The sequence below is a fragment of the Sphingomonas sp. S2M10 genome (assembly GCF_012650175.1).
In the GTDB taxonomy this organism is placed as follows: domain Bacteria; phylum Pseudomonadota; class Alphaproteobacteria; order Sphingomonadales; family Sphingomonadaceae; genus Sphingomonas.
Map to the genome: position 1 here is coordinate 1 of NZ_JAAILI010000055.1, position 20740 is coordinate 20740.

The following is a 20740-nucleotide window of genomic DNA, read 5'->3' on the forward strand; positions in this document are numbered from 1 at the left end:
GCGGCAGGCATTGCGATGGCGGCGCTGTGCGCCTGTGGCGGCGCCGTTACCGTCCCGCCAGCGGATCCGCCGCCGCCACAGGCGCACAGCGCCGCCATCGCAATGCCTGCCGCCATGCCGCTTGCGCGCATCTCACCCTCTCCATCGTCGGTCCGGCGTGCCCGGATGGGAGAAGTGTCACCCAACGAAGCGATTAAATCAATCGCTTGGGGCGGACCTCAGGCGGCGAAGCGCGCTGCATAGATCGAGGGGCGGTATCGCGGCTCGGGGATCGGCATGCCGTTTGCCGCCGCGGTCTCCAGCCAACCGGCAATGGCCTCCCGCACATTGGCGAGCGCGGCCTCGGGCGTGTCGCCATGGGTCGTGCAATAGCGCAGGTCCGGAACGTCGGCGATCCAGCACCCATCCTCGTCCGACCAGAGCAGATTGATGTGGTAATGCGGCGCGTTCATTCTTCCATACTCAATCCGAACTCTGCGACCATATCAAGAAACTGGCGCACCTGATAGCGCTTGGCGTCTTTGCCGTCCGGCTGGACTGTGAGCACAAACGGCGCCGCCGGATGAACATATTGGCGATGGCTGCCCTTGGTGCGATCGAGGCGGAAGCCGAACGCTTCAAGCAGGCGCTCGAAGTCGCGGAATGCAACAGACCCACGCGGATCGTTGAGTAACTGCGCATAAAGCTTAGAGATGCGGACCATGGTTCGCTCACTCGTCAAATAGGCGAGTCACTCAATAATGCTGAACCTGCGCAAAAAGCGAGAGCGAAAGCGTTCGCATCACCTACCCCCGCCGCGGGCCGCCGAACTTCGTCTTGGTCTGCTTGCCAAACCGCGTCTTCCGCGTGCCCGGCTTGCCCTCGTTGCTCCGCCCCATCACCGGCGCCTTGCGCTCGCTCTCGGGCAGCCCAAGCTCCTCCGCCTCCAGCGCGCGGATCTCGTCGCGCAGGCGGCCGGCTTCTTCAAACTCGAGGTTCGCCGCCGCGTCGCGCATCTTCTTCTCGAGCTCCTCGATATAGCCGCGCAGATTGTGGCCGACCATGTGCGGACGATCGGCATCGATCTCCACCGTCACGCCGTCCTTCGAGGCAACATGGGCGATGATGTCGCCGATATTCTTCTTGACCGTCGCCGGGGTGATGCCGTGCTCGGCATTATACGCCATCTGCTTCTCGCGGCGGCGCCCCGTTTCGGCCAACGCGCGTTCCATGCTGCCGGTCATGCGATCGGCATAGAGGATCACCCGCCCCTCGACATTGCGCGCGGCGCGGCCGATCGTCTGGATCAGCGAGGTCTCGGAGCGCAGAAAGCCTTCCTTGTCGGCATCGAGGATCGCCACCAGCCCGCATTCGGGGATGTCGAGCCCCTCGCGCAGCAGGTTGATGCCGATCAGCACGTCGTACACGCCCATCCGCAGATCGCGGATCAGCTCGATGCGCTCCAGCGTCTCGGTGTCCGAGTGCATGTAGCGGACCTTCACGCCCGCCTCGTGCATATATTCGGTCAGGTCCTCGGCCATGCGCTTGGTGAGCGTCGTCACCAGCGTGCGATAGCCCTTCGCCGCCGTCGCCTTGCACTCCTGGATCAGGTCCTGCACCTGCTCCTCGACCGGCTTGATCTCCACCGGCGGATCGATCAGCCCGGTGGGGCGGATCACCTGCTCGACGAACACGCCGCCGGTGCGCTCCATTTCCCAGTCGCCGGGGGTGGCCGAGACATAGGTGGTCTGCGGCCGCATCGCGTCCCATTCGTTGAAGCGCAGCGGCCGGTTGTCGATCGCGCTCGGCAGGCGGAAGCCGTACTCGGCGAGCGTGAGCTTCCGCTTGTGGTCGCCGCGCGACATGCCGTTGATCTGGCCGATCGTCTGGTGGCTCTCGTCGACGAAGAGCAGCGCGTTCTCGGGCAGATATTCGAACAGCGTGGGCGGCGGCTCGCCGGGCAGGCGGCCGGTGAGGAAGCGGCTGTAATTCTCGATGCCCGCGCAAGAGCCGGTCGCCGCGATCATCTCCAGGTCGAAATTGGTGCGCTGTTCCAGCCTCTGCAGCTCGAGCAGCTTGCCCTCGGCCTCAAGTTCCTTGAGCCGCTCGGTCAGCTCGTGGCGGATCGCCTCCATCGCCTGCTTCAACGTCGGCCCCGGCGTAACATAGTGGCTGTTGGCATAGACGCGGACATAATCGAGGCTCGCCACCTTCTTGCCGGTCAGCGGATCGAACTCGACGATCTCCTCGATCTCGTCGCCGAAGAAGCTGATCCGCCAGGCGGTATCCTCATAGTGCGAGGGGAACAGCTCCAGATTGTCGCCGCGCACGCGGAAGGCGCCGCGCCCGAAGGCGGCGTCGTTGCGCTTGTACTGGAGGGCGACCAGCTTGCGGATGATCTCGCGCTGGTCGACCACCTGGCCCTTCTTCAGGTCGAAAATCATCGCCGAATAGGTCTCGACCGAGCCGATACCGTAGAGGCACGAGACCGAGGCGACGATGATCACGTCGTCGCGCTCCAGCAGCGATCGGGTCGCGGCGTGGCGCATCCGGTCGATCGCCTCGTTGATCGAGCTTTCCTTCTCGATGTACGTGTCGGACCGCGGCACATAGGCCTCGGGCTGGTAGTAATCGTAATAGCTGACGAAATATTCGACCGCGTTCTCGGGGAAGAAGTTCTTGAACTCCCCGTACAGCTGCGCGGCGAGGATCTTGTTCGGCGCGAGGATCAGCGCAGGGCGCTGCAGTTCCTCGATCACCTTGGCCATGGTGTAGGTCTTGCCCGATCCGGTGACGCCGAGCAGCACCTGGTCGCGCTCGCCGGCACGCGCCTGCTCCACCAGCTCCGGAATCGCGAAGCGCTGGTCGCCCGAGGGCTGGTATTCGGAAACCAGCTTGAACTTCTTGCCGCCCTCCGCCTTTTCCGGGCGCTGCGGGCGGTGGGGGATGAACGCCTGCCCCGTCTCGGGCTCGGCAAGGTTGGTCCGGATCTGGATCGCCATGCGCCGAATATGGGGAGGCGCGGCCTGCCTGAAAAGCCGCGCCCCTCGCCCTTTCGTTCAGGCGTGCGCCGGCCGCCCCGCGCGGCGCCGCCGTAGGGCACCGCCGGCCATTGCCACGCCGCCGATCAGCAGCGCCCAGCTGCGCGGCTCGGGCACCGGGCTGGCGGTCAGCGCGAAGGCCACATTGTCGAGCTGGATGAAGGGCGCGCCGACCGAGATGGTGAAACGCTTCAGATCGCTGAGGTTGAGCGAAACCGCCTGCAGACCCGCGGTAGCATTGAGATCGATCTGCCCGTGGCCCGATCCGCTCAAGCTTTCATAGTCGTAGAGGATCGGTCCGGTATCTCCTCGATTCATCAGATCGGCAATATCGAAGTGCAACAGATCGAAGGCCGTCCCCTGCGTACTGCTGATCACCAGATCACCGTAGGAAGACGGCATGAGCGTCGCGCCGCCGGGATCCGCATTGGCCGGGTTGCCGGTGCCCCAGCCGAAGAAGCCGAACGGACCGATCATCTTGAAGGTCAGCCCCTTCTCGCTGTAGCTCTTGCCGAATGCCTGATAGCCGGCAGTGGCGAGCGGCGTGAAAGTAACGATTTCCGCACCATGGGCGGTCATCGGCAGCACCATCCATGCCGCCGCGAACGACGCAAGCAATCCCCGCATGATTTCCCCTCTCTACTTTGTCGAGGGCATGCATTTACCATGAATGCGGTGTATAGATCGACGCCTAAAGGATTGTACCGGAGTCTAAAATCAGGATTCGGAGGTCCGATAGGCGATCCGCCACATCGCCAGGCCGATACCAGCGGCGATCGAAGCGACGACGAGCGTCTGGCCGGCCTTGAGCGCCAGCCCGACCAGCCAGCCCCGCGTGTCGATCGGTGCGATGGTCGGCACGCCGGCGCCGTAGCCCTGCACGCCCGCGTACAGGCCCAGACCGAGCAGCCCGGTGACGAGCGCGGCATAGCGTCCGCGGCGCAGTCCCAGCGCATGGAGGAACAGCCAGACCGGGCCGCCGACCGCCACGAGTGCGATGGCAACGAAGAGGCTGCCGAGCCCCAGCCCGGCGAACAGCACCGCCACCGATCGCTGGCCGGCCCCGATCAGCAGCAGCAGCACCAGCAGGCCGCCGAGCACGCTCCCGATGGCAAGCGCCTTGCCGAGCCGCCCGATGCTCGTCTCGTACCCGCGCGCCGCCCCGCTGCCCATGTCCTGTCCGCCCCTTCGCTGCTGCCCCTGTACGGTGCAGGCGGAGGCGGCTCAAGCTCAGCGGAAGCGGTCGAACCGGCCTTCGGCGCGACACCTCGCGATGCCGTCGTCGTTCGGTGCCGACGGCGGTGCACCGATCGCCGGCACGTCGAACCCCTGCCCGATCGCGTGCTCGGCGAAGCGGGCGGGATCGGTGCGGCCACAGCGCAGCATCGCCGCGAGCATGTCCGGCGGGGTACGATAGGCTTCCCATGAGAGCCGGAACGTGCCCCAATGGATCGGCAGCGCCCAGGGCCGGCCGAGTCCGTCCCACACCCGGATCGCGTCGCGCGGGCCGATATGCGCGTCGGCCGCCATCTGCCCTGGCTTGAAGCGGAAGGCGCCGACGGGAATGGCGGCGAAGCGCACCGGCCCCAGCGCCGCGGCTTCGACCGGCCACTTGCCGTCGCCCCAGCCGGTATCGCCGGCAAAGAACAGGTTGCCGCCCGGCAGCGTCACCACGAAGCTCGACCAGAGCGCGCGGTTGCGATCGGCGAACCAGCGGCTGCTCCAATGGTGATTGCGCGTGACAACCACGTCGATGCCCGGCCGGAGCGTCAGCCGTTGCCCCCAGTCGAGCCCGCGCGCCGGCACGCCCGCCTGTCCGATCACACTGTCGTTGCCCAATCCCGTCACGACCAGCGGCCGATCGCGCTGCCACAGCGCCTTGAGCGTGGCCTTGTCGAGATGGTCATAATGGTTATGGCTGACGACGATCAGGTCGATCCTCGGCAGGTCGGCGAGCGGAACTCCCGGCACGGCAACGCGCTTGGGCCCGATGCCGAACGGCCCGGCGACATCGCTCCACACCGGATCGGTGAGGATGTTGAGGCCCTGCGTCTGGATCAGCACGCTCGCATGGCCGATCCAGGTGACCCGCATCCCCTGCCCGTCCACGCGCGCGGGTGGCCGCGATTGGCGAACGGCCACGCTGGCCGGCCAGGGCGGCTGGCGGTTCGCGCTGGCGATGCGGTGCGCGAGGAAAGCGAAGCCCAGCGCCGGTGCCGGCGCGGTTTCGCCATCGGGATTGGCGAAATGCTGCCCATCGAAATGCGCGGTCTCGCCGCCCTCGTAATAGATGCGATCGAGGAACGGCGGCACCAGCGTGAGGAGCAGGCACAACGCCACCACGATCCAGAGCAGGATTCCAACAAGTGCCTTGACCATGGTCGCAATACGCATGGGCGCGGGTGATGGCCGCAAAGCCCCTTGCGATCAACCGCCCCGATCCCCTAGCGCACCCCCATGACGCTGCCCCGCACGCCCGATGAAGCCGCCGCCGAGCTGGAAAAGCTCGCCGTCGAGATCGCGCACCACAACCGCCGCTATCACGATGCCGACGCGCCCGAGATCAGCGATGCGGATTTCGACGCGCTGGTCCGTCGCAACGCCGCGATCGAAGCCGCCTTCCCCGAGCTGGTCCGCGCCGATTCACCCGGGCGCCAGATCGGCGCGACCCCCTCGGGACCGCTCGCCAAGGTGGCGCATGCACGGCAGATGTTCAGCCTCGACAACGGCTTTTCGGACGAGGACATCGCCGAATTTCTCGGCCGTGTTCGCCGCTTTCTGAAGCTGCCCGACGATGCGCCGGTGGAACTGACGGCCGAGCCCAAGATCGACGGCCTGTCCTGCTCGCTGCGCTATGAGGATGGCGCGCTGGTCCAGGCGCTCACCCGCGGCGACGGCCGGATCGGCGAGGACGTGACGCCCAATGTCCGCACGATCCCGGACATACCGCAGCGCATCCAAGGCGCGCCGCCGGTTTGCGAGGTGCGCGGCGAGGTCTATATGGCGAAGGCCGATTTCGCGGCGCTCAACGCCCGGCTGCTCGCCGAGGCCGAGGAGACCGGCAAGGAAGCCCGCCAGTTCGCCAATCCGCGCAACGCCGCCGCCGGCTCGCTGCGCCAGAAGGACTCCGCCGTCACCGCGACGCGGCCGCTGCGCTTCCTCGCCTGGGGCTGGGGCGAGCTCAGCGAACCGCTCGCCGACCGGCAGTATGACGCGATCGACCGCATCCGTGCCTGGGGCTTTCCGGTCTCCGATCTGTTCGTCCGCGCGCCCACCCTGGCGGACGCCCTCGCCCAGTATCGCGCGATCGAGACGCACCGCGCCGATCTGGGCTTCGACATCGACGGCGTGGTCTACAAGGTCGACCGCCTCGATTGGCAGGAGCGGCTCGGCTATGTCGGCCGCGCCCCGCGCTGGGGCCTCGCGCACAAGTTTCCGGCCGAACGCGCCCAGACCACGCTGCAGGCGATCGACATCCAGGTCGGCCGCACCGGGAAGCTGACCCCCGTCGCGCGGCTGGAGCCGGTGACGGTGGGCGGCGTCGTCGTCAGCAACGCAACGCTGCACAATGCCGACGAGATTGCGCGGCTGGGCGTCCGCCCCGGCGACCGCGTCGTGCTCCAGCGTGCCGGCGACGTGATCCCGCAGATCGTCGAGAACCTCACGCGCGACGAGCCGCGACCCGACTGGCACTTCCCCAGCCATTGCCCGATCTGCGCCTCCGAGGCGGTGGCGGAGGAAGGCGAAGTCGATGTGCGCTGCACCGGCGGGCTGATCTGCCCGGCGCAGCGGCTGGAGCGCTTGAAGCATTTCGTCAGCCGCGGCGCGCTCGATATCGACGGGCTGGGCGAGAAGACGCTGGTCGAGCTGCTCGATTTGGGCTGGATCGCCGAGCCTGCCGACATCTTCCGCCTCGCGCGCCACCGCGACCAGCTGCTCGGTCGCGAGGGCTGGCAGGAGAAGTCGGTCGACGGCCTGCTCGCCGCAATCGAGGCGAAGCGCGCGCCCGACGCCGCCCGGCTGCTGTTCGGCCTCGGCATCCGCCACATCGGCGCGATTACCGCGCGCGACCTGCTCAAGCGCTACGTCACCCTGCCCGCGCTGGAGGCGCTGGCCGACGAGCTGATCGCATTGCGCGACACGACCCCGCCCCAGCTCGGCGAGACCGAGGCCAGGCACCGCGCCCGGCTGGACAAGGTGATCGCCGAGCGGATCGGCGTGGAGAATGTCGGCGCCGCGGTGGGACATGCGCTGGCGGACTTCTTCCACGAGCAGCACAACCGCGTCGTCTGGTCCGACCTGCTGGAAGAAGTGACGCCGCCGCCCTTCGTGGTCGAATCGCGCGACTCGGCCGTCACCGGCAAGACACTGGTCTTCACCGGCACGCTGGAGGCCGTGAGCCGTGACGAGGCGAAGGCACAGGCCGAACGCTTGGGCGCACGCGTGTCGGGCTCGGTTTCGGCGAAGACGGATCTGGTCATCGCCGGCCCCGGCGCAGGGTCGAAATTAAAAAAGGCGGCGGACCTGGGAGTCCGGGTCATCAGCGAGGCGGATTGGCTGGCGATCGTAAGCGCTTCCGAGTGATGCCTTTTTGCAACGCACCATAGCCGATCATTAACCGGGCGTTCAGTGTCACAATTTCGCAAAGAAATCCGAGCAGGGGGCAGCCAGACAGATGGCATCCAACGCCACGACTGGTAGCCACAGGCTAAAAAAGGGAACTCTCGATGCGAACGCACTATCTTGCAGGCGTGGCCGCTGCCGCGCTGCTTCTTCCGATCGCGGCACACGCGCAGGAAACCACCTCGACGATTCGCGGCACGGTGACCGCCAACGGCGCGCCGGTCGGCGACGCCACCATCGTCACCATCCACGTGCCGTCGGGCACGCGTTCGCAGGCGAAGACGGACGCCCAGGGCAACTTCACCGTCGCCGGCCTCCGTACCGGCGGTCCTTACACCGTCGAAGTGACCAGCTCGGCCGGCAACCAGACCGTCACCGACATCTACACGCTCGTCCAGCAGGCCTATGCACTGCCGATCGAGCTGGCCGGGACGGCAGATTCGGGCTCGGAGATCGTCGTAACCGCCTCGACCATCCGGGGCGCCGGCATCACCTCGAACGGTCCGTCGACCGTCCTCGACGCGATCCAGATCAGCAAGGTCGCCTCGGTCAACCGCGACATCCGCGACATTCAGCGCCGCGACCCGTTCGCCGCAGCCGACATCTCGAACAATGGTGAGCGCGGCGGCGCGATCTCGTTCGCCGGCGTCAACCCGCGCTTCAACCGCTTCACCATCAACGGCGTCACCGTCGGCGACACCTTCGGCCTCAACCAGGACGCCAGCCCGAACATCCGCGGCCCGGTGCCCTTCGACGCGCTCGCCCAGGTCTCGGTCTCGGTCGCCCCGTATGACTTCCGCCAGAGCGGCTTCCAGGGCGGCGCGATCGATACCGTCCTCAAGTCGGGCACCAACGAATTCCACGGCACCGGCTTCTATTCGCAGAACACCGACGGCCTGAGCGGCACCCGCATCGGTAACACCGTGTTCAACCGCCCGAAGTTCAAGTCGGAAACCTATGGCGCCACGCTGAGCGGCCCGATCCTCAAGGATCGCCTGTTCTTCATGGTCTCGGGCGAGCGCAACACCGATCCGCGTCCCTATTCGACCCAGGTGTCGTCGTACGCCAGCCCCGCGCTCCTCACCTCCGCGATCAACGACATCAGCGCGATCGCGAAGAACACCTACAGCATCGAGCCGGGCACCTCGCTGTCGATCAACGAGCGCACGGACGAGAAGATCGTCGGCCGCATCGACTGGAACGTGATGACGGGCCAGAAGCTGTCCTTCTCGTACGTGAATTCGTACAACGTGCAGGGCAGCCAGAACAACACCAGCACGTCCAGCACCACCTACGGCCTCAGCACCAACGCCTATGCGCTGAGCGAGCTGCTCCGCGCCGGCATCCTGCAGCTGAACTCCGACTGGACCAGCAACTTCTCGACCGAAGCGCGCCTGATCTATCGCTGGACGCGCCGCGGCCAGGAGCCGTTCGGCGGGCGTCCCAACGGCCAGCTGGGCGTTTGCTATGACGCCGTCTCGGCCGGTTCGACGACCTCGTGCACCACGGCGCGCCCGACCGTCTATTTCGGTCCGGACAATTTCCGCCAGACCAACGTGCTGTTCTACGACACCTGGTCCGGCTCGTTCGCGACCCGCTACCAGACCGGCAACCACGAACTCCGTGCGCTGATCGACGTCACCCAGAACCGCACGTTCAACAACTTCGTGCAGAACAGCCTGGGCAGCTGGTACTTCGACTCGGTCGCCGACTTCCAGGCGCGCCGTGCGAACAGCGTCAGCTATACCGGCATCCTCGGCGGCGGCGACAACGCCGCGGCGGATTTCAACTACACCGTCTACACGCTGGGCGCGCAGGATGACTGGCAGGTAACGGACGCACTGCGTGTCACCGCCGGCGTGCGCTACACCATGTACGGCATGCGCGACGTCCCAACGCTGAACCCGTACTTCACTCAGCGCTACGGCTTCTCGAACCTCAAGACCTACAAGGGTCTCGATCAGTTCGAGCCGCGCCTGAGCTTCGAGTACAAGCCCGCGAGCAAGCCCTACAGCTTCCGCGGCGGTGCCGGCATCTTCGGCGGCGGTTCGCCCGACATCTATCTGTCGAACAGCTTCTCGAACACGATCACCACCAACTCGCTGACCATCCAGCGCGACGCGACCTGCAACACCGCGGGCTCGCTCTGCGACATCGCGCTGAACAACGTCACCGGCAACGCGCCGGCCGCGCTCGTCACCGCCGCGACCAACGTGACGGGCAGCACCTCGCTGCCGCGCACCAACACCGGCGCGATCGCACCGGACTTCCACCTGCCGCGTTCGCTCAAGGCGACGCTGTCGGGTGACCTGACCCTGTTCGGCTTCAACTTCGGCGCCGACTATTACTATTCGAACACGCTCGACACGCCGATCTTCGTCGATGCGCGCTCGGTGGTGGTGGGCACGCTGCCGGACGGCCGTCCGCGCTACAACGGCCTGCTGGGCTTCAGCGACAACAACTACGACATCCTCGTCACCAGCGCGCACAAGGGCCGCTCGCACATCGGTGTCGTCCGCTTCGACAAGCGGTTCGACTGGGGTCTGTCGTTCGGCGGCAGCTACACGCTCCAGGACGTCCGCGACGTCGGCAACGCCACCTCGTCGACGATCAACTCGAACTATCGCAACCAGTTCTTCGCCGATCCGAACTTCCCGGTCCTCGGCACCTCCAGCGATCAGATCAAGTGGTCGTACAAGTATAACATCGGCTTCGATCATGCCTTCTTCGGCGACTATCGCACCGTGATCCAGCTGTTCGGCGAAACCCGCGCGGGACGTCCGTACAGCTACACGATGCGCGACTCGGCGGCGAACCGCACCGGCGTGTTCGGTACCGTCCTCACCGGCGGCACCACCAACACCAACCTGCTGTACGTGCCGCAGTCGGGCACCGACGCGATCGTCCAGTACGACAGCGAGGCAACCAAGACGGCGCTCGAGGCGCTGATCGACAACAGCGCGCTGAAGAACTATCGCGGACAGATCGCGCCGAAGAACATCGCCCGCAACCGCGCCTTCACGCAGATCGACATCCACCTGGAGCAGGAAATCCCGACCTTCGTGGGCCGTTCGCGCCTGTCGGTGTTCGCGGACATCAACAACCTGCCGAACCTGCTGAACAAGAACTGGGGCGGCCTGCGCCAGTTCGGCTTCCCCTACGCGGCTTCGGTCGTCACCGTGAACTGCGTCACTTCGGCCGGCGCCGTGGTGCCGGCGGGCACCGCGATCGGCACGGCGGCCAACCCGGCCAATGGCTGCGCCAAGTACCAGTACTCCAGCTACCAGGCGCCCAACGACGCCGCGGTCAACTTCAACGGCTCGTTCTACGCGATCCGCATCGGCGCCCGCTTCACCTTCTAAGCGGCACGACCGACCTTTCGAGAATGCCGGGCGCCCTGCGCGCCCGGCATTTTTTTTGCCCCCTCGCCGCGCCGATGGTACAGGCGCGACGTGGCAAAGACTTCGCTTCCGCAGACCAGCACCAGGACCCTGGGCCTTTCCAAGCCCGATCTGTTTTCGCGTCCCTTCTTCGAAGACAAGGGCCGGGCCTTCTGGATTCTCCAGGCAACCGGCTGGAGCGGCTATCTGCTGCTGCGCTCGGTCTCTTCGATCTCGAACGGATTTTCGGTCGAGGGACTGATCAAGGCGATCATCGAGGCGATCGTCGGCTATTGCCTGACGCTGCTGCTCTCGGCGCTCTACGGCTTCTATCGCCGGCTGCCACGCATCCCGGCGGTGCTGCTCACCCTCGCCACGCTGGGGGCGGCGACGCTGATCTATGCGGTGCTGGAGGCCTTCACCTATTCGTTCACCGCCGCCGAAGCGGGGATCACCGTCGCGCGCGTGATCGGCTACAGCTTCCTCACCTTCACGGTGCTGGCGGGCTGGTCGGCGCTCTATTTCGGGATCAACTTCTACCTGATCGTCGAGCAGCAGATCGATCAGATGCAGATCCTGGAGAACCAGGCGTCCAGCGCCCAGCTGGCGATGCTGCGCTACCAGCTCAACCCGCATTTCCTGTTCAACACGCTCAACTCGATCTCGACGCTGGTGCTGCTCAAGCAGACCGAGAAGGCGAACATCATGCTGTCGCGCCTCTCCTCCTTCCTGCGCTATACGCTGGCCAACGAGCCGACCGCGCACGTGACGCTGGCGCAGGAGATCGAGACGCTGAAGCTCTATCTCGAGATCGAGAAGATGCGCTTCGACGAGCGGCTGCGCATGCATTTCGACCTCGATCCGCGCGTCGCCAAGGGCCGGCTGCCGTCGCTGCTGCTCCAGCCCCTGGTCGAAAACGCGATCAAATATGCCGTCAGCACGCAGGAGGACGGCGCCGACATCATCGTCTCGGCTCGGCTCACCGGCGATAGGGTGCAGATCGCCGTGTCCGATACGGGTCCGGGATTGATCGAAGCGCGTCCGAGGCCGACGCTCTCCACCGGCGTGGGGCTCGCCAATATTCGGGAACGGCTGGTGCAGGCTTTCGGGCCTGACCATCGTTTCGAGACGCGAACGAAACCTGGGGAAGGTTTCAGCGTTGAGATCGAGATACCGTTCCAGCTTGAGGAACCGAACCGAGAGGCCGCATGACCATCCGTACCATCCTCGTTGACGACGAATCCCTGGCGATTCAGGGGCTCGAGCTCCGGCTGCAGGAGCATGAGGATGTCGAAATCATCGACAAATGCTCCAATGGCCGCGAAGCCATCCGATCGATCAAGACGCACAAGCCCGACCTCGTTTTCCTCGACATCCAGATGCCGGGGTTCGACGGGTTCTCGGTGATCCAGGGCTTGATGGAAGTCGAGCCGCCGCTCTTCGTCTTCGTCACCGCCTATTCCGACCACGCCATCCGCGCCTTCGAGGCCCAGGCGGTCGATTACCTGATGAAGCCGGTGGAGCCGTCGCGGCTCGCCGACACGTTGGACCGCGTCCGCCAGCGCCTCACCGAGAAGCGCGGGGTGGAGGAAGTCGAAAAGCTGAAGGAAGTGCTCGCCGAAGTGGCGCCGGATGCAGTGGACGACATTGCCGCCGGCGACGGCACCGAGCCGGCCTCCAGCCGCTTCGAGAAGCTGATCAACATCAAGGATCGCGGCCAGATCTTCCGCGTCGACGTCGACACGATCGAGCGGATCGACGCGGCCGGCGATTACATGTGCATCTACACCGGCGACAACACGCTGATCCTGCGCGAGACGATGAAGGATTTGGAAAAGCGGCTCGATCCGCGCCGCTTCCAGCGCGTCCATCGCTCGACGATCGTCAATCTGGATCTGGTCCGCCAGGTCAAGCCGCACACCAATGGCGAATGTTTCCTGGTGCTCAATTCGGGCGCGCAGGTGAAGGTGTCGCGCTCCTATCGCGACGTGGTGGCGCGCTTCGTCCACTGAGCGACGCGGGTCCGGGCGGCCGCGTCAGGCGCCGCCCGGATCCTCCTGCCGCGTGCCCCCGGCTACCGGCGCCGCCCCGCGCGGCGCCAGCCGATGGGCAGCGAGCAGCACCGGCTCGAGGATTGCCATGCCGATCAGCACCGCCATCAGCCGCCGGACGCCCGGCATCATGTCGCCATCGGCATAGCTGTCCGGCACCAGCATCACCAGCACCGCCAGGGTGAACTGGGTGCCGACATAGCGATAGCTGTGCGTCCCGTTCTCGATCATCCGTCCGGTCGCAACCCCGAGCATCGTCCACGCGACGAGTATCGCCGCCTGCCCCTGCGCGGCGAGCAGGCACAGGGCGGAGAGCGCCGCTCCCACGAGACAGCCGAGGAAGCGCTGCGCCAGCCGTACGCTCACCGGCACCAGCCCGCCGGCGCCGAGGTCGTTGACGGGCACCCGCATCACCGACATCACCGCGACCGCGCTCTGCGCCAGCGCCGGGAGCGCGAAGGCGTGCGTCAGGCCGGCCAGCAGCGCCAGCGCGACGCCCGCCTGCCCGGCATGATACAAGGCGGCCGGATGCCACAGCGCCACGGCCGAGGGGGGCGTCGGCGCGGCCGGCCAGCGGCGGCGGAGGGTCAGCGCCGAGGCGATGCTGACCGCCATGCTGGCGAGCGTGCCCGCCACCGTTTCGAGGATGCGGGTCTCGACGAATTGGCCAAGCGCGATGGCGGGCGCGTCGATCTTGTCGAGCAGCACCATCGCGAAGGTGAGCCCGAAGTACAGCCAGGCATAGGCCCGCCGCGCCGTAAGCGCGCGGTAGATGCTGAGCGTGCCGATCGTCAGCACCGCCAGCGCACTGCCCGCCCAGCTGGTCGCGACCAGCGGTGCCAGCAGCAGCGCTAGCGCCCCGCCGCTGATGGTGCCGACGATCCGCAGCAGCCCGCGCACGGCCGTCTCGGCGGCCCGCCCGCGCATCACCATATAGCCGGCGAACGCCGCCCAGGCGACGTTGTCGCCGCCGATCGCATGCGCAACCAGGATCGCCAGCAGCACCGAGACGACGCATTCGGCGGCATCGACGGTGCGGGGCGTGACGCGCCCCAGCACGGCTTTCCAGGTGGTGCGCAGGCGGTTCATCTCATCCGAACAGTTCGGCGAGGAAGTTGGTCATCGCCTGCCAGCTGCGGCGGTCCGCCCTGGGCTCGAAGGCGATCGCCGGATTCTTGCTCTGGACGCGGCTCCGATCGGTGAAGGCATGGCCGGCATGGCCATAGGCGTGGAGCTGCCAGTCCGCGCCGCGTTCGGTCAGTTCCTGCGCCAGCCCCACCGTCGCCTCGGGCGGGCACAGCGGATCGTCCCAGCCATGGCAGACCAGCAGCTTGGCGGTGATCGGCGCCGCGGCCGGCAGGTCCGGCCGGTCATAGACGCCGTGGAACGAGACGCCGCCCAGGATCGGCAGCCCCGCGCGCGCCATGTCGAGCACGCACTTGCCGCCGAAACAGAAGCCGATCGCCGCCAGTCGCGCACCATCGACCGGCGCCAGCCCGGCCAGCGCATCGAGCGAGGCCGCCAGCCGGTCGCGCAGCAACGCGCGATCGGCGTTGAGCGCGTCCATGTAGCGGGCATAGCCGGGATCGGTCATCGCGGTGCGCTTGCCCTGGCCAAAGACATCCGCGACCAGCACGACATAGCCCAGCCGCGCGAGATCCTCGGCCTTGTCGACATCGGCCTGCTTGGCGCCGAGCACGTTGGGCAGCACCAGCACCCCCGGCCGGGCTCCGCCCAGGCTTTCGTCCCACACCGCGGTGCCTTCGAACGGGCCGCCGGGGCCCTCATAGACCAGCGTCTGTCGATCCAATGCCATGCGTGTCGTCTCCTGCGCTTGTCCCCGTCGCCCCTTCCGCTAAGGACGGCAGTGCGCAGTTACAAGGAGATCGCCCATGCCCACGCTCGTCCTGATCCGCCACGGCCAGTCGGCCTGGAACCTGGAAAACCGCTTCACCGGCTGGTGGGATGTCGACCTGACCGAGCAGGGCGTGCGCGAAGCCACTGCCGCCGGCGCGCTGATGAAGGAGAAGGGCCTCGACTTCGACCAGTGCTTCACCAGCTTCCAGAGCCGTGCGATCAAGACGCTGCACCTGGCGCTGGAGGCGATGGACCGCCTCTGGCTGCCCGAAGAGAAGGACTGGCGCCTCAACGAGCGCCACTATGGCGGGCTGACTGGCCTCGACAAGGCGGAGACCGCCGCCAAGCATGGTGACGCGCAGGTGAAGATCTGGCGCCGCAGCTTCGACGTGCCGCCGCCGCTCCCCGAGGCGGGCTCGCCCTGGGACCTGGGCCAGGACCCGCGCTACGCCGGCATCCCGATCCCGCAGACCGAAAGCCTGAAGGACACCATCGCCCGCGTGCTGCCCTATTGGGAGCAGCGCATCGCCCCGGATCTGAAGGCCGGCAAGCGCGTGCTGATCGCGGCGCACGGCAACTCGCTGCGCGCGCTGGTGAAGCATTTGTCGGGGATCCCGGACGACGAGATCGTCAGCCTGGAAATCCCGACCGGCCAGCCGATCGTGTACGAGCTCGACGGCGACCTGAAGGAAGTCGAGCGCTATTATCTCAGCGAGCGGTGATTTCTAACTTCTAAGCCCCTCCCCTTCAGGGGAGGGGTTGGGGTGGGGCCGTGTCTCACCGAGACCAACAGGCGTTCTGGAATCCCTCCACCCCCAACCCCTCCTCCAAGGAGGAGGGGCTTAGTATGCCGAACTCACCGCCCGCGCGGCCCCAGATCCGCCGGGATCGTCGCGCGGTACTGCGGCGCCACCCGCGCCTTGCTCGCCTGCTCATACGCATAGCCCGCGCGCAGCAGCAGCCCGTCCGCATAGGCCGTGCCGATGAACGACAGCCCGGCAGGCAAGCCATCCACCAGCCCCATCGGCACCGTGAGGTGCGGGTAGCCCGACACGGCAGGCAGCTCGCTCGCCGAGGGCCCGACGAATTGGTCGCCATGCGCGGGATCGCTGAGCCAGGGCGTGCCATAGGTCGGCGTCACCAGCAGCTCCGCGCCCGCCGCCTTGAGCATCGCGTCGATCCCCTCCGGCCCCGCCAAGCGCTGCGACTTGGCCCGCGCCGCCTTATAGTCGGGATCTTCGAGGCCCTTGGTCGCCTCGGCCTTGAGGAAGGTCTCCTGCCCGAAGAACGCCATCTCCTCGGCCGCATGCGCCTTGTTGAACGCGATCGCATCGGCCAGCGTCCGCACCTGCACCGCCGCCGGCGTGGTCGCCAGATAGTCGGCGAGATCGGCCTTGAGCTCGGTATAGAGCACCAGCCCCTCGGCCTCGCCCAGGCCGTCTAGCTTGGGCAGCTTTACCTCTACCAAGGTCGCGCCTGCCGCACGCAAATCGTCCAGCGCCTTGTCGAAGCGCGCCCCCAGGTCGTCCGCCATCTCGGGTCGCCAATAGCCGATCCGCATGCCCTTCAGCGCGTCGGCGGCGAGATCTGCCGTATAGTCCTTGCGATAAGCATTAGCGCCCTTGGTCGCCGCATCGGCGGGATCCTCGCCGACCATCGCCGAGAAGAGCAGCGCGACATCGGCCACGCTGCGCCCCATCGGCCCCGGCGTATCCTGGCTGTGGCTGATTGGCACGACATGCGTCCGGCTCACCAGCCCGAGCGTCGGCTTCAATCCCACCAGCCCGTTCATCGCCGAGGGGCAGACCACCGAGCCGTCGGTCTCGGTCCCAACCGCCACCGCCGCGAGGCTTGCCGCTGCCGCCGCGCCCGACCCGCTCGACGAGCCGCAGCTGGTGCGATCGAGCGCATAGGGATTGCGCACCAGCCCGCCGACGGCGCTCCAGCCGCTCATCGAATGGTCCGAACGGATGTTCGCCCATTCGCTGAGGTTGGTCTTGCCGAGGATCACCGCGCCGCCCGCGCGCAGCTGCGCCACCACCGGGGCGTCGCGACCCGTATGATTGGCCTTTAGCGCGAGGCTGCCGGCGGTGGTCGGCAGTTCCCTGGTCTCGATATTGTCCTTGATCAGCACCGGCACGCCATCGAGCGGCCCCAGCGCCTTGCCCGCCTTGCGCCGCGCATCGCTGGCGCGCGCCTGGGCGAGCGCATCAGGGCTTACCGCGATCACCGAGCGCAGCGTCGGGCCCTTCTGGTCCATCGCGGCGATGCGGGCGAGATAGGCGGCGGTCACCGCCGCGCTGCTCGTCTTGCCCGCGGCGAGATCGGCGGCAATGCGCGTGGCCGGCACTTCCTCCACCCGCACCTGCGCCATCGCCGGGCTGGCCATCGCCAGCGCTATTACCCCAACACCCCAATGCCGCATCGCATCCCCCTTTTGTCCGCTTTCTCCGCAGCCTACCGTGGCGCGGTCGAAGCGCAATCCTGACCACCGGAACATTGCGCAAGATCGGTCGGGCGGACCCCCGCGCCGACCCCCTAGGAAGGCGTCGCCACGGAGGAAAAGATGCAGACGCCGCTTGCCCGCTACCATGCCCGGATGCAGCGCGTGCTCGACCATGTCGACGCGCATGCCGACGAGCCCCTCGACCTCGAGACGCTGGCGGGCGTCGCGGCCTTTTCGAAGCATCATTTCCACCGCCAGTTCAGCGCGCTGTTCGGCCTGTCGGTGCACCGCTACGTCCAGCTCGTGCGGATGAAGCGGGCGTCCTATCGCCTCGCCTATCGCCCGGGCGAGTCCGTGACCGGCATCGCGCTCGACGCCGGCTATGAAGCGCCCGAGGCGTTCGCCCGGGCCTTCCGCCAGCGCTTCGGCCAGGCGCCCTCGCAGTTTCGCGCGGCGCCGGACTGGCACCCCTGGCACGCGGCGCTCGCGCCGCTCACCCAAGCAAGGAGCCAGACGATGCAGACCCGATTCACGCCCGACGACGTGACCATTCTGGATTTCCCCGCCACCCCGGTAGCATTCCGCACGCATCGCGGCGACCGCGCCCATCTCGGCGACACGATCCGCCGCTTCATCGCCTGGCGCAAGGCGAGCGGCCACCGCCCGCCGGCCAGCGCCACCTACACCATCTTCCACACCGACCCGCGCACCACGCCGCCCGAGGACTATCGCATCGACCTGTGCGCCGGGGTGGCGCATCCGGTGGCGGACGCCGCCCACGGGATCGAACCGGGCCTGATCCCGGCAAGCCGCTGCGCGATGCTGCGGGTGGTCGGCCAGGCCGACGATCTCGAGCCCGCCGCGCTGTGCCTCTACCGCGACTGGCTGCCGGAAAGCGGCGAGGAACCCGGCGACTTTCCGCTCTTCGCACGGCGGGTCGCCTTCTTCCCCGACGTGCCCGAGCATGCGGCGGTGACCGAGCTCTATCTGCCGCTCCGATAGCGCCCATGGTGCAGCTTGCGCCGCCACAGCTACCAGCGGTTGTGGCGGCGGCGATTCATCCCCCAAAATTTATTTGCAGTTCCGCGTTCGTTCCCTTGCCTTTTTGGAAGGCTAGGAAAGACCGCGCGTCGCGCCTTTCGCCCTGCTCGGCACGCGCCATGAGCCGAGTCATTTCAGCGATGAGCCGTTGCATTCCGATTTCATTTGGGCTCTTGTGCCCGGACTCGGATTGGCACAATCTGTAGTGGTCGCACCAAGGGGCAAACCCAAGCACTGGTAACCCATCGCCCGCATCCCCAAGTGCGGTGAGGGTAGATTCGTGCCGGGGACCGGGCCGATGGACACTTTTTGTTCTCGCGCAATCCGGCTGGTGCTACGATCGCTACCGTGCCCCGAGTCGGTTGTTGCGTAAGGCAGAAGACAGGGGTCCGAGTGATGGAATTCAGAGATAGTGAGACCAGCGTGAACGAGACCGCCACCATCGAAGCCGCCCCCGCCACCAAGGCGCTCGACAGCAAGGCGATCGTGCCGCAGCCCTATCCGGTCGAGGTCGATCATGCGCGCGACGCGCTGCTCACCGATTTCGGCAAGGAGACGCTGAAGGACCGCTATCTGCTCCCCGGCGAAAGCTATCAGGACCTGTTCGTCCGCGTCGCGTCGGCCTATGCCGACGACCAGGCGCACGCGCAGCGGCTGTACGACTATATCTCCAAGCTGTGGTTCATGCCGGCTACCCCGGTGCTGTCGAACGGTGGCACGGGCCGCGGCCTGCCGATCAGCTGCTATCTCAACTCGGTGCCGGACAGCCTGGACGGCATCGTCCAGACCTGGAACGAGAATGTCTGGCTCGCCTCGCGCGGCGGCGGGATCGGCACCTATTGGGGCAGCGTGCGCGGCATCGGCGAGCCGGTGGGCCTCAACGGCAAGACCAGCGGCATCATCCCCTTCGTCCGCGTGATGGATTCGCTGACGCTGGCGATCTCGCAGGGCTCGCTGCGCCGCGGCTCGGCCGCCTGCTATCTCGACATCTCGCACCCCGAGATCGAGGAGTTCCTCGAGATCCGCAAGCCCTCGGGCGACTTCAACCGCAAGGCGCTCAACCTGCACCACGGCGTGCTGATCCCCGACGCCTTCATGGAAGCGGTGCGCGACGGCCGCGAATGGCAGCTGAAGAGCCCCAAGGACGGCTCGGTCCGCTCGACGGTGGACGCGCGCGCGCTCTTCCAGAAGCTGGTCGAGACCCGCCTCGCCACCGGCGAGCCGTATATCGTGTTCTCGGATCACGTGAACTCGACCATGCCCAAGCACCACCGCGATCTTGGCCTCAAGGTCTCGACCTCGAACCTGTGCTCGGAGATCACGCTCCCCACCGGCCGCGACCATCTCGGCAACGACCGCACCGCGGTGTGCTGCCTGTCCTCGCTCAACCTCGAAACCTGGGACGAGTGGAACAAGGACAAGCTGTTCATCGAGGACGTGATGCGCTTCCTCGACAACGTGCTGACCGACTATATCGAGCGCGCGCCCGACGAGATGGCCCGTGCCCGCTATTCGGCGGCGCGCGAGCGTTCGGTCGGCCTGGGCGTGATGGGTTTCCACAGCTTCCTCCAGGCCCGCGGCATCCCGTTCGAAGGCGCGATGGCGAAGAGCTGGAACCTGCGCATCTTCAAGCATGTCAGCGCACAGGTGAACGAAGCCTCGATGGCGCTGGCGGTCGAGCGCGGGCCCTGCCCGGATGCCGCCGACATGGGCGTGATGGAGCGCTTCAGCTGCAAGATGGCGATCGCGCCGACCGCGTCGATCTCGATCATCTGCGGCGGCACCAGCGCCTGCATCGAGCCGATCCCGGCCAATATCTACACCCACAAGACGCTCAGCGGCTCCTTCTCGGTGCGCAACCCGTATCTGGAGAAGCTGCTCAAGGAGAAGTCGAAGAATTCCGACGCGGTGTGGAATTCGATCCTCGAACAGGGCGGCTCGGTCCAGCACCTCGACTTCCTGACGCCGGAAGAGAAGGACACGTACAAGACCAGCTTCGAGATCGACCAGCGCTGGATCCTGGAACTGGCGGGCGATCGCGCGCCGTTCATCGACCAGGCGCAGTCGCTCAACCTGTTCATCCCGGCGGACGTGGAGAAGTGGGACCTGCTGATGCTCCATTTCCGCGCCTGGGAGCTGGGCATCAAGTCGCTCTACTATCTGCGCTCGAAGTCGGTGCAGCGCGCCGGCTTCGCGGGCGGGGTCGAGGCCGACAACACGATCGAGAAGCCGAAGTTCGATCTGGGCGAAAGCACGGATTACGACGAATGCCTGGCGTGCCAGTGATCTGAAGCATGGTGGCGGCGGTGATACACCCTCACC

The 20740-nt window shown here is 66.8% G+C and carries 16 protein-coding genes; 7 read left to right on the forward strand and 9 right to left on the reverse strand.

The genetic code is table 11. The annotated features are described in order from the left end of the window. Nucleotides 1–218 precede the first annotated feature (218 nt). The 6 genes from S2M10_RS12765 to S2M10_RS12790 form a co-directional block, all read right to left on the reverse strand. The gene (locus tag S2M10_RS12765; protein WP_168846386.1) at nt 219–452 is read right to left on the reverse strand and encodes a type II toxin-antitoxin system HicB family antitoxin; all 234 of its coding nucleotides are present in this window, start codon (nt 450–452) and stop codon (nt 219–221) included. Next, the gene (locus S2M10_RS12770) at nt 449–703 is read right to left on the reverse strand and encodes a type II toxin-antitoxin system HicA family toxin (RefSeq protein WP_168846387.1); all 255 of its coding nucleotides are present in this window, start codon (nt 701–703) and stop codon (nt 449–451) included. Before S2M10_RS12770 ends, S2M10_RS12765 begins: the two co-directional genes overlap by 4 nt. Nucleotides 704–785: 82 nt before the next feature. Further along, entirely contained in the window at nt 786–2981 is a 2196-nt protein-coding gene (gene uvrB / locus S2M10_RS12775; RefSeq protein ID WP_168846388.1) for an excinuclease ABC subunit UvrB, read from the reverse strand. Between the two features lie 57 nt (nt 2982–3038). Beyond that, nucleotides 3039–3647: a PEPxxWA-CTERM sorting domain-containing protein gene (locus tag S2M10_RS12780; protein ID WP_247650796.1), complete on the reverse strand. Its 609-nt coding sequence runs from the start codon at nt 3645–3647 to the stop codon at nt 3039–3041. A gap of 90 nt (nt 3648–3737) precedes the next feature. Further along, on the reverse strand, nt 3738–4193 hold the full coding sequence (locus S2M10_RS12785; RefSeq protein WP_168846389.1) for a hypothetical protein: 456 nt from the start codon (nt 4191–4193) through the stop codon (nt 3738–3740). 57 nt (nt 4194–4250) lie between these two features. Then, on the reverse strand, nt 4251–5399 hold the full coding sequence (locus tag S2M10_RS12790) for an MBL fold metallo-hydrolase (RefSeq protein ID WP_247650797.1): 1149 nt from the start codon (nt 5397–5399) through the stop codon (nt 4251–4253). Between the two features lie 78 nt (nt 5400–5477). On the opposite strand from S2M10_RS12790, the gene ligA reads away from it, so the two are divergent. From ligA to S2M10_RS12810, 4 genes are all read left to right on the forward strand, one after another. Continuing rightward, nucleotides 5478–7604: an NAD-dependent DNA ligase LigA gene (gene ligA / locus S2M10_RS12795; RefSeq protein ID WP_168846390.1), complete on the forward strand. Its 2127-nt coding sequence runs from the start codon at nt 5478–5480 to the stop codon at nt 7602–7604. Nucleotides 7605–7747: 143 nt separating this feature from the next. Further along, nucleotides 7748–11005 (forward strand): TonB-dependent receptor, encoded by a 3258-nt coding sequence (locus tag S2M10_RS12800; RefSeq protein ID WP_168846391.1) that lies wholly within the window; start codon nt 7748–7750, stop codon nt 11003–11005. Nucleotides 11006–11095: 90 nt separating this feature from the next. Next, a complete protein-coding gene (locus tag S2M10_RS12805; protein WP_348770596.1) occupies nt 11096–12235 on the forward strand; it encodes a histidine kinase in 1140 nt (379 codons plus the stop codon). Further along, nucleotides 12232–13035, forward strand: coding sequence for a response regulator (locus tag S2M10_RS12810; protein ID WP_168846392.1), 804 nt, complete (start codon nt 12232–12234; stop codon nt 13033–13035). Before S2M10_RS12805 ends, S2M10_RS12810 begins: the two co-directional genes overlap by 4 nt. Before the next feature lie 24 nt (nt 13036–13059). Here S2M10_RS12810 and S2M10_RS12815 read toward each other — a convergent pair whose 3' ends face one another. Together S2M10_RS12815 and S2M10_RS12820 are read right to left on the reverse strand one after the other, a co-directional pair. Beyond that, nucleotides 13060–14163 (reverse strand): FUSC family protein, encoded by a 1104-nt coding sequence (locus S2M10_RS12815; protein ID WP_247650798.1) that lies wholly within the window; start codon nt 14161–14163, stop codon nt 13060–13062. A gap of 1 nt (nt 14164) precedes the next feature. Continuing rightward, nucleotides 14165–14890, reverse strand: a complete 726-nt coding sequence (locus S2M10_RS12820) for a dienelactone hydrolase family protein (RefSeq protein WP_168846393.1) — start codon at nt 14888–14890, stop codon at nt 14165–14167. 76 nt (nt 14891–14966) lie between these two features. On the opposite strand from S2M10_RS12820, the gene gpmA reads away from it, so the two are divergent. Continuing rightward, nucleotides 14967–15653 carry a 2,3-diphosphoglycerate-dependent phosphoglycerate mutase gene (gpmA, locus tag S2M10_RS12825; RefSeq protein WP_168846394.1) on the forward strand — a complete coding sequence of 229 codons (687 nt, stop codon included), beginning with the start codon at nt 14967–14969 and terminating at the stop codon, nt 15651–15653. Between the two features lie 134 nt (nt 15654–15787). Here the strand turns inward: gpmA and S2M10_RS12830 are convergent, their stop codons facing one another. After that, nucleotides 15788–17320: an amidase gene (locus S2M10_RS12830; RefSeq protein ID WP_282098052.1), complete on the reverse strand. Its 1533-nt coding sequence runs from the start codon at nt 17318–17320 to the stop codon at nt 15788–15790. 177 nt (nt 17321–17497) lie between these two features. Here S2M10_RS12830 and S2M10_RS12835 point away from each other — a divergent pair, with 177 nt between their 5' ends. Both S2M10_RS12835 and S2M10_RS12840 read left to right on the forward strand, forming a co-directional pair. After that, nucleotides 17498–18379, forward strand: a complete 882-nt coding sequence (locus S2M10_RS12835; protein WP_168846396.1) for an AraC family transcriptional regulator — start codon at nt 17498–17500, stop codon at nt 18377–18379. Between the two features lie 435 nt (nt 18380–18814). Continuing rightward, a complete protein-coding gene (locus S2M10_RS12840; protein ID WP_168846397.1) occupies nt 18815–20704 on the forward strand; it encodes a ribonucleoside-diphosphate reductase subunit alpha in 1890 nt (629 codons plus the stop codon). Nucleotides 20705–20740: the final 36 nt, after the last annotated feature.

What these genes read in the sequence shown, in the direction of transcription:
- S2M10_RS12770 (WP_168846387.1), bottom strand. Translation starts at nt 703, where the DNA reads ATGGTCCGCATCTCTAAGCTTTATGCGCAGTTACTCAACGATCCGCGT.
- S2M10_RS12820 (WP_168846393.1), bottom strand. Translation starts at nt 14,890, where the DNA reads ATGGCATTGGATCGACAGACGCTGGTCTATGAGGGCCCCGGCGGCCCG.
- S2M10_RS12785 (WP_168846389.1), bottom strand. Translation starts at nt 4,193, where the DNA reads ATGGGCAGCGGGGCGGCGCGCGGGTACGAGACGAGCATCGGGCGGCTC.
- S2M10_RS12765 (WP_168846386.1), bottom strand. Translation starts at nt 452, where the DNA reads ATGAACGCGCCGCATTACCACATCAATCTGCTCTGGTCGGACGAGGAT.
- S2M10_RS12835 (WP_168846396.1), top strand. Translation starts at nt 17,498, where the DNA reads ATGCAGACGCCGCTTGCCCGCTACCATGCCCGGATGCAGCGCGTGCTC.
- ligA (WP_168846390.1), top strand. Translation starts at nt 5,478, where the DNA reads ATGACGCTGCCCCGCACGCCCGATGAAGCCGCCGCCGAGCTGGAAAAG.
- S2M10_RS12790 (WP_247650797.1), bottom strand. Translation starts at nt 5,399, where the DNA reads ATGGTCAAGGCACTTGTTGGAATCCTGCTCTGGATCGTGGTGGCGTTG.
- S2M10_RS12800 (WP_168846391.1), top strand. Translation starts at nt 7,748, where the DNA reads ATGCGAACGCACTATCTTGCAGGCGTGGCCGCTGCCGCGCTGCTTCTT.
- S2M10_RS12780 (WP_247650796.1), bottom strand. Translation starts at nt 3,647, where the DNA reads ATGCGGGGATTGCTTGCGTCGTTCGCGGCGGCATGGATGGTGCTGCCG.
- S2M10_RS12840 (WP_168846397.1), top strand. Translation starts at nt 18,815, where the DNA reads ATGGAATTCAGAGATAGTGAGACCAGCGTGAACGAGACCGCCACCATC.
- S2M10_RS12830 (WP_282098052.1), bottom strand. Translation starts at nt 17,320, where the DNA reads ATGGCCAGCCCGGCGATGGCGCAGGTGCGGGTGGAGGAAGTGCCGGCC.
- gpmA (WP_168846394.1), top strand. Translation starts at nt 14,967, where the DNA reads ATGCCCACGCTCGTCCTGATCCGCCACGGCCAGTCGGCCTGGAACCTG.
- S2M10_RS12810 (WP_168846392.1), top strand. Translation starts at nt 12,232, where the DNA reads ATGACCATCCGTACCATCCTCGTTGACGACGAATCCCTGGCGATTCAG.
- uvrB (WP_168846388.1), bottom strand. Translation starts at nt 2,981, where the DNA reads ATGGCGATCCAGATCCGGACCAACCTTGCCGAGCCCGAGACGGGGCAG.
- S2M10_RS12815 (WP_247650798.1), bottom strand. Translation starts at nt 14,163, where the DNA reads ATGAACCGCCTGCGCACCACCTGGAAAGCCGTGCTGGGGCGCGTCACG.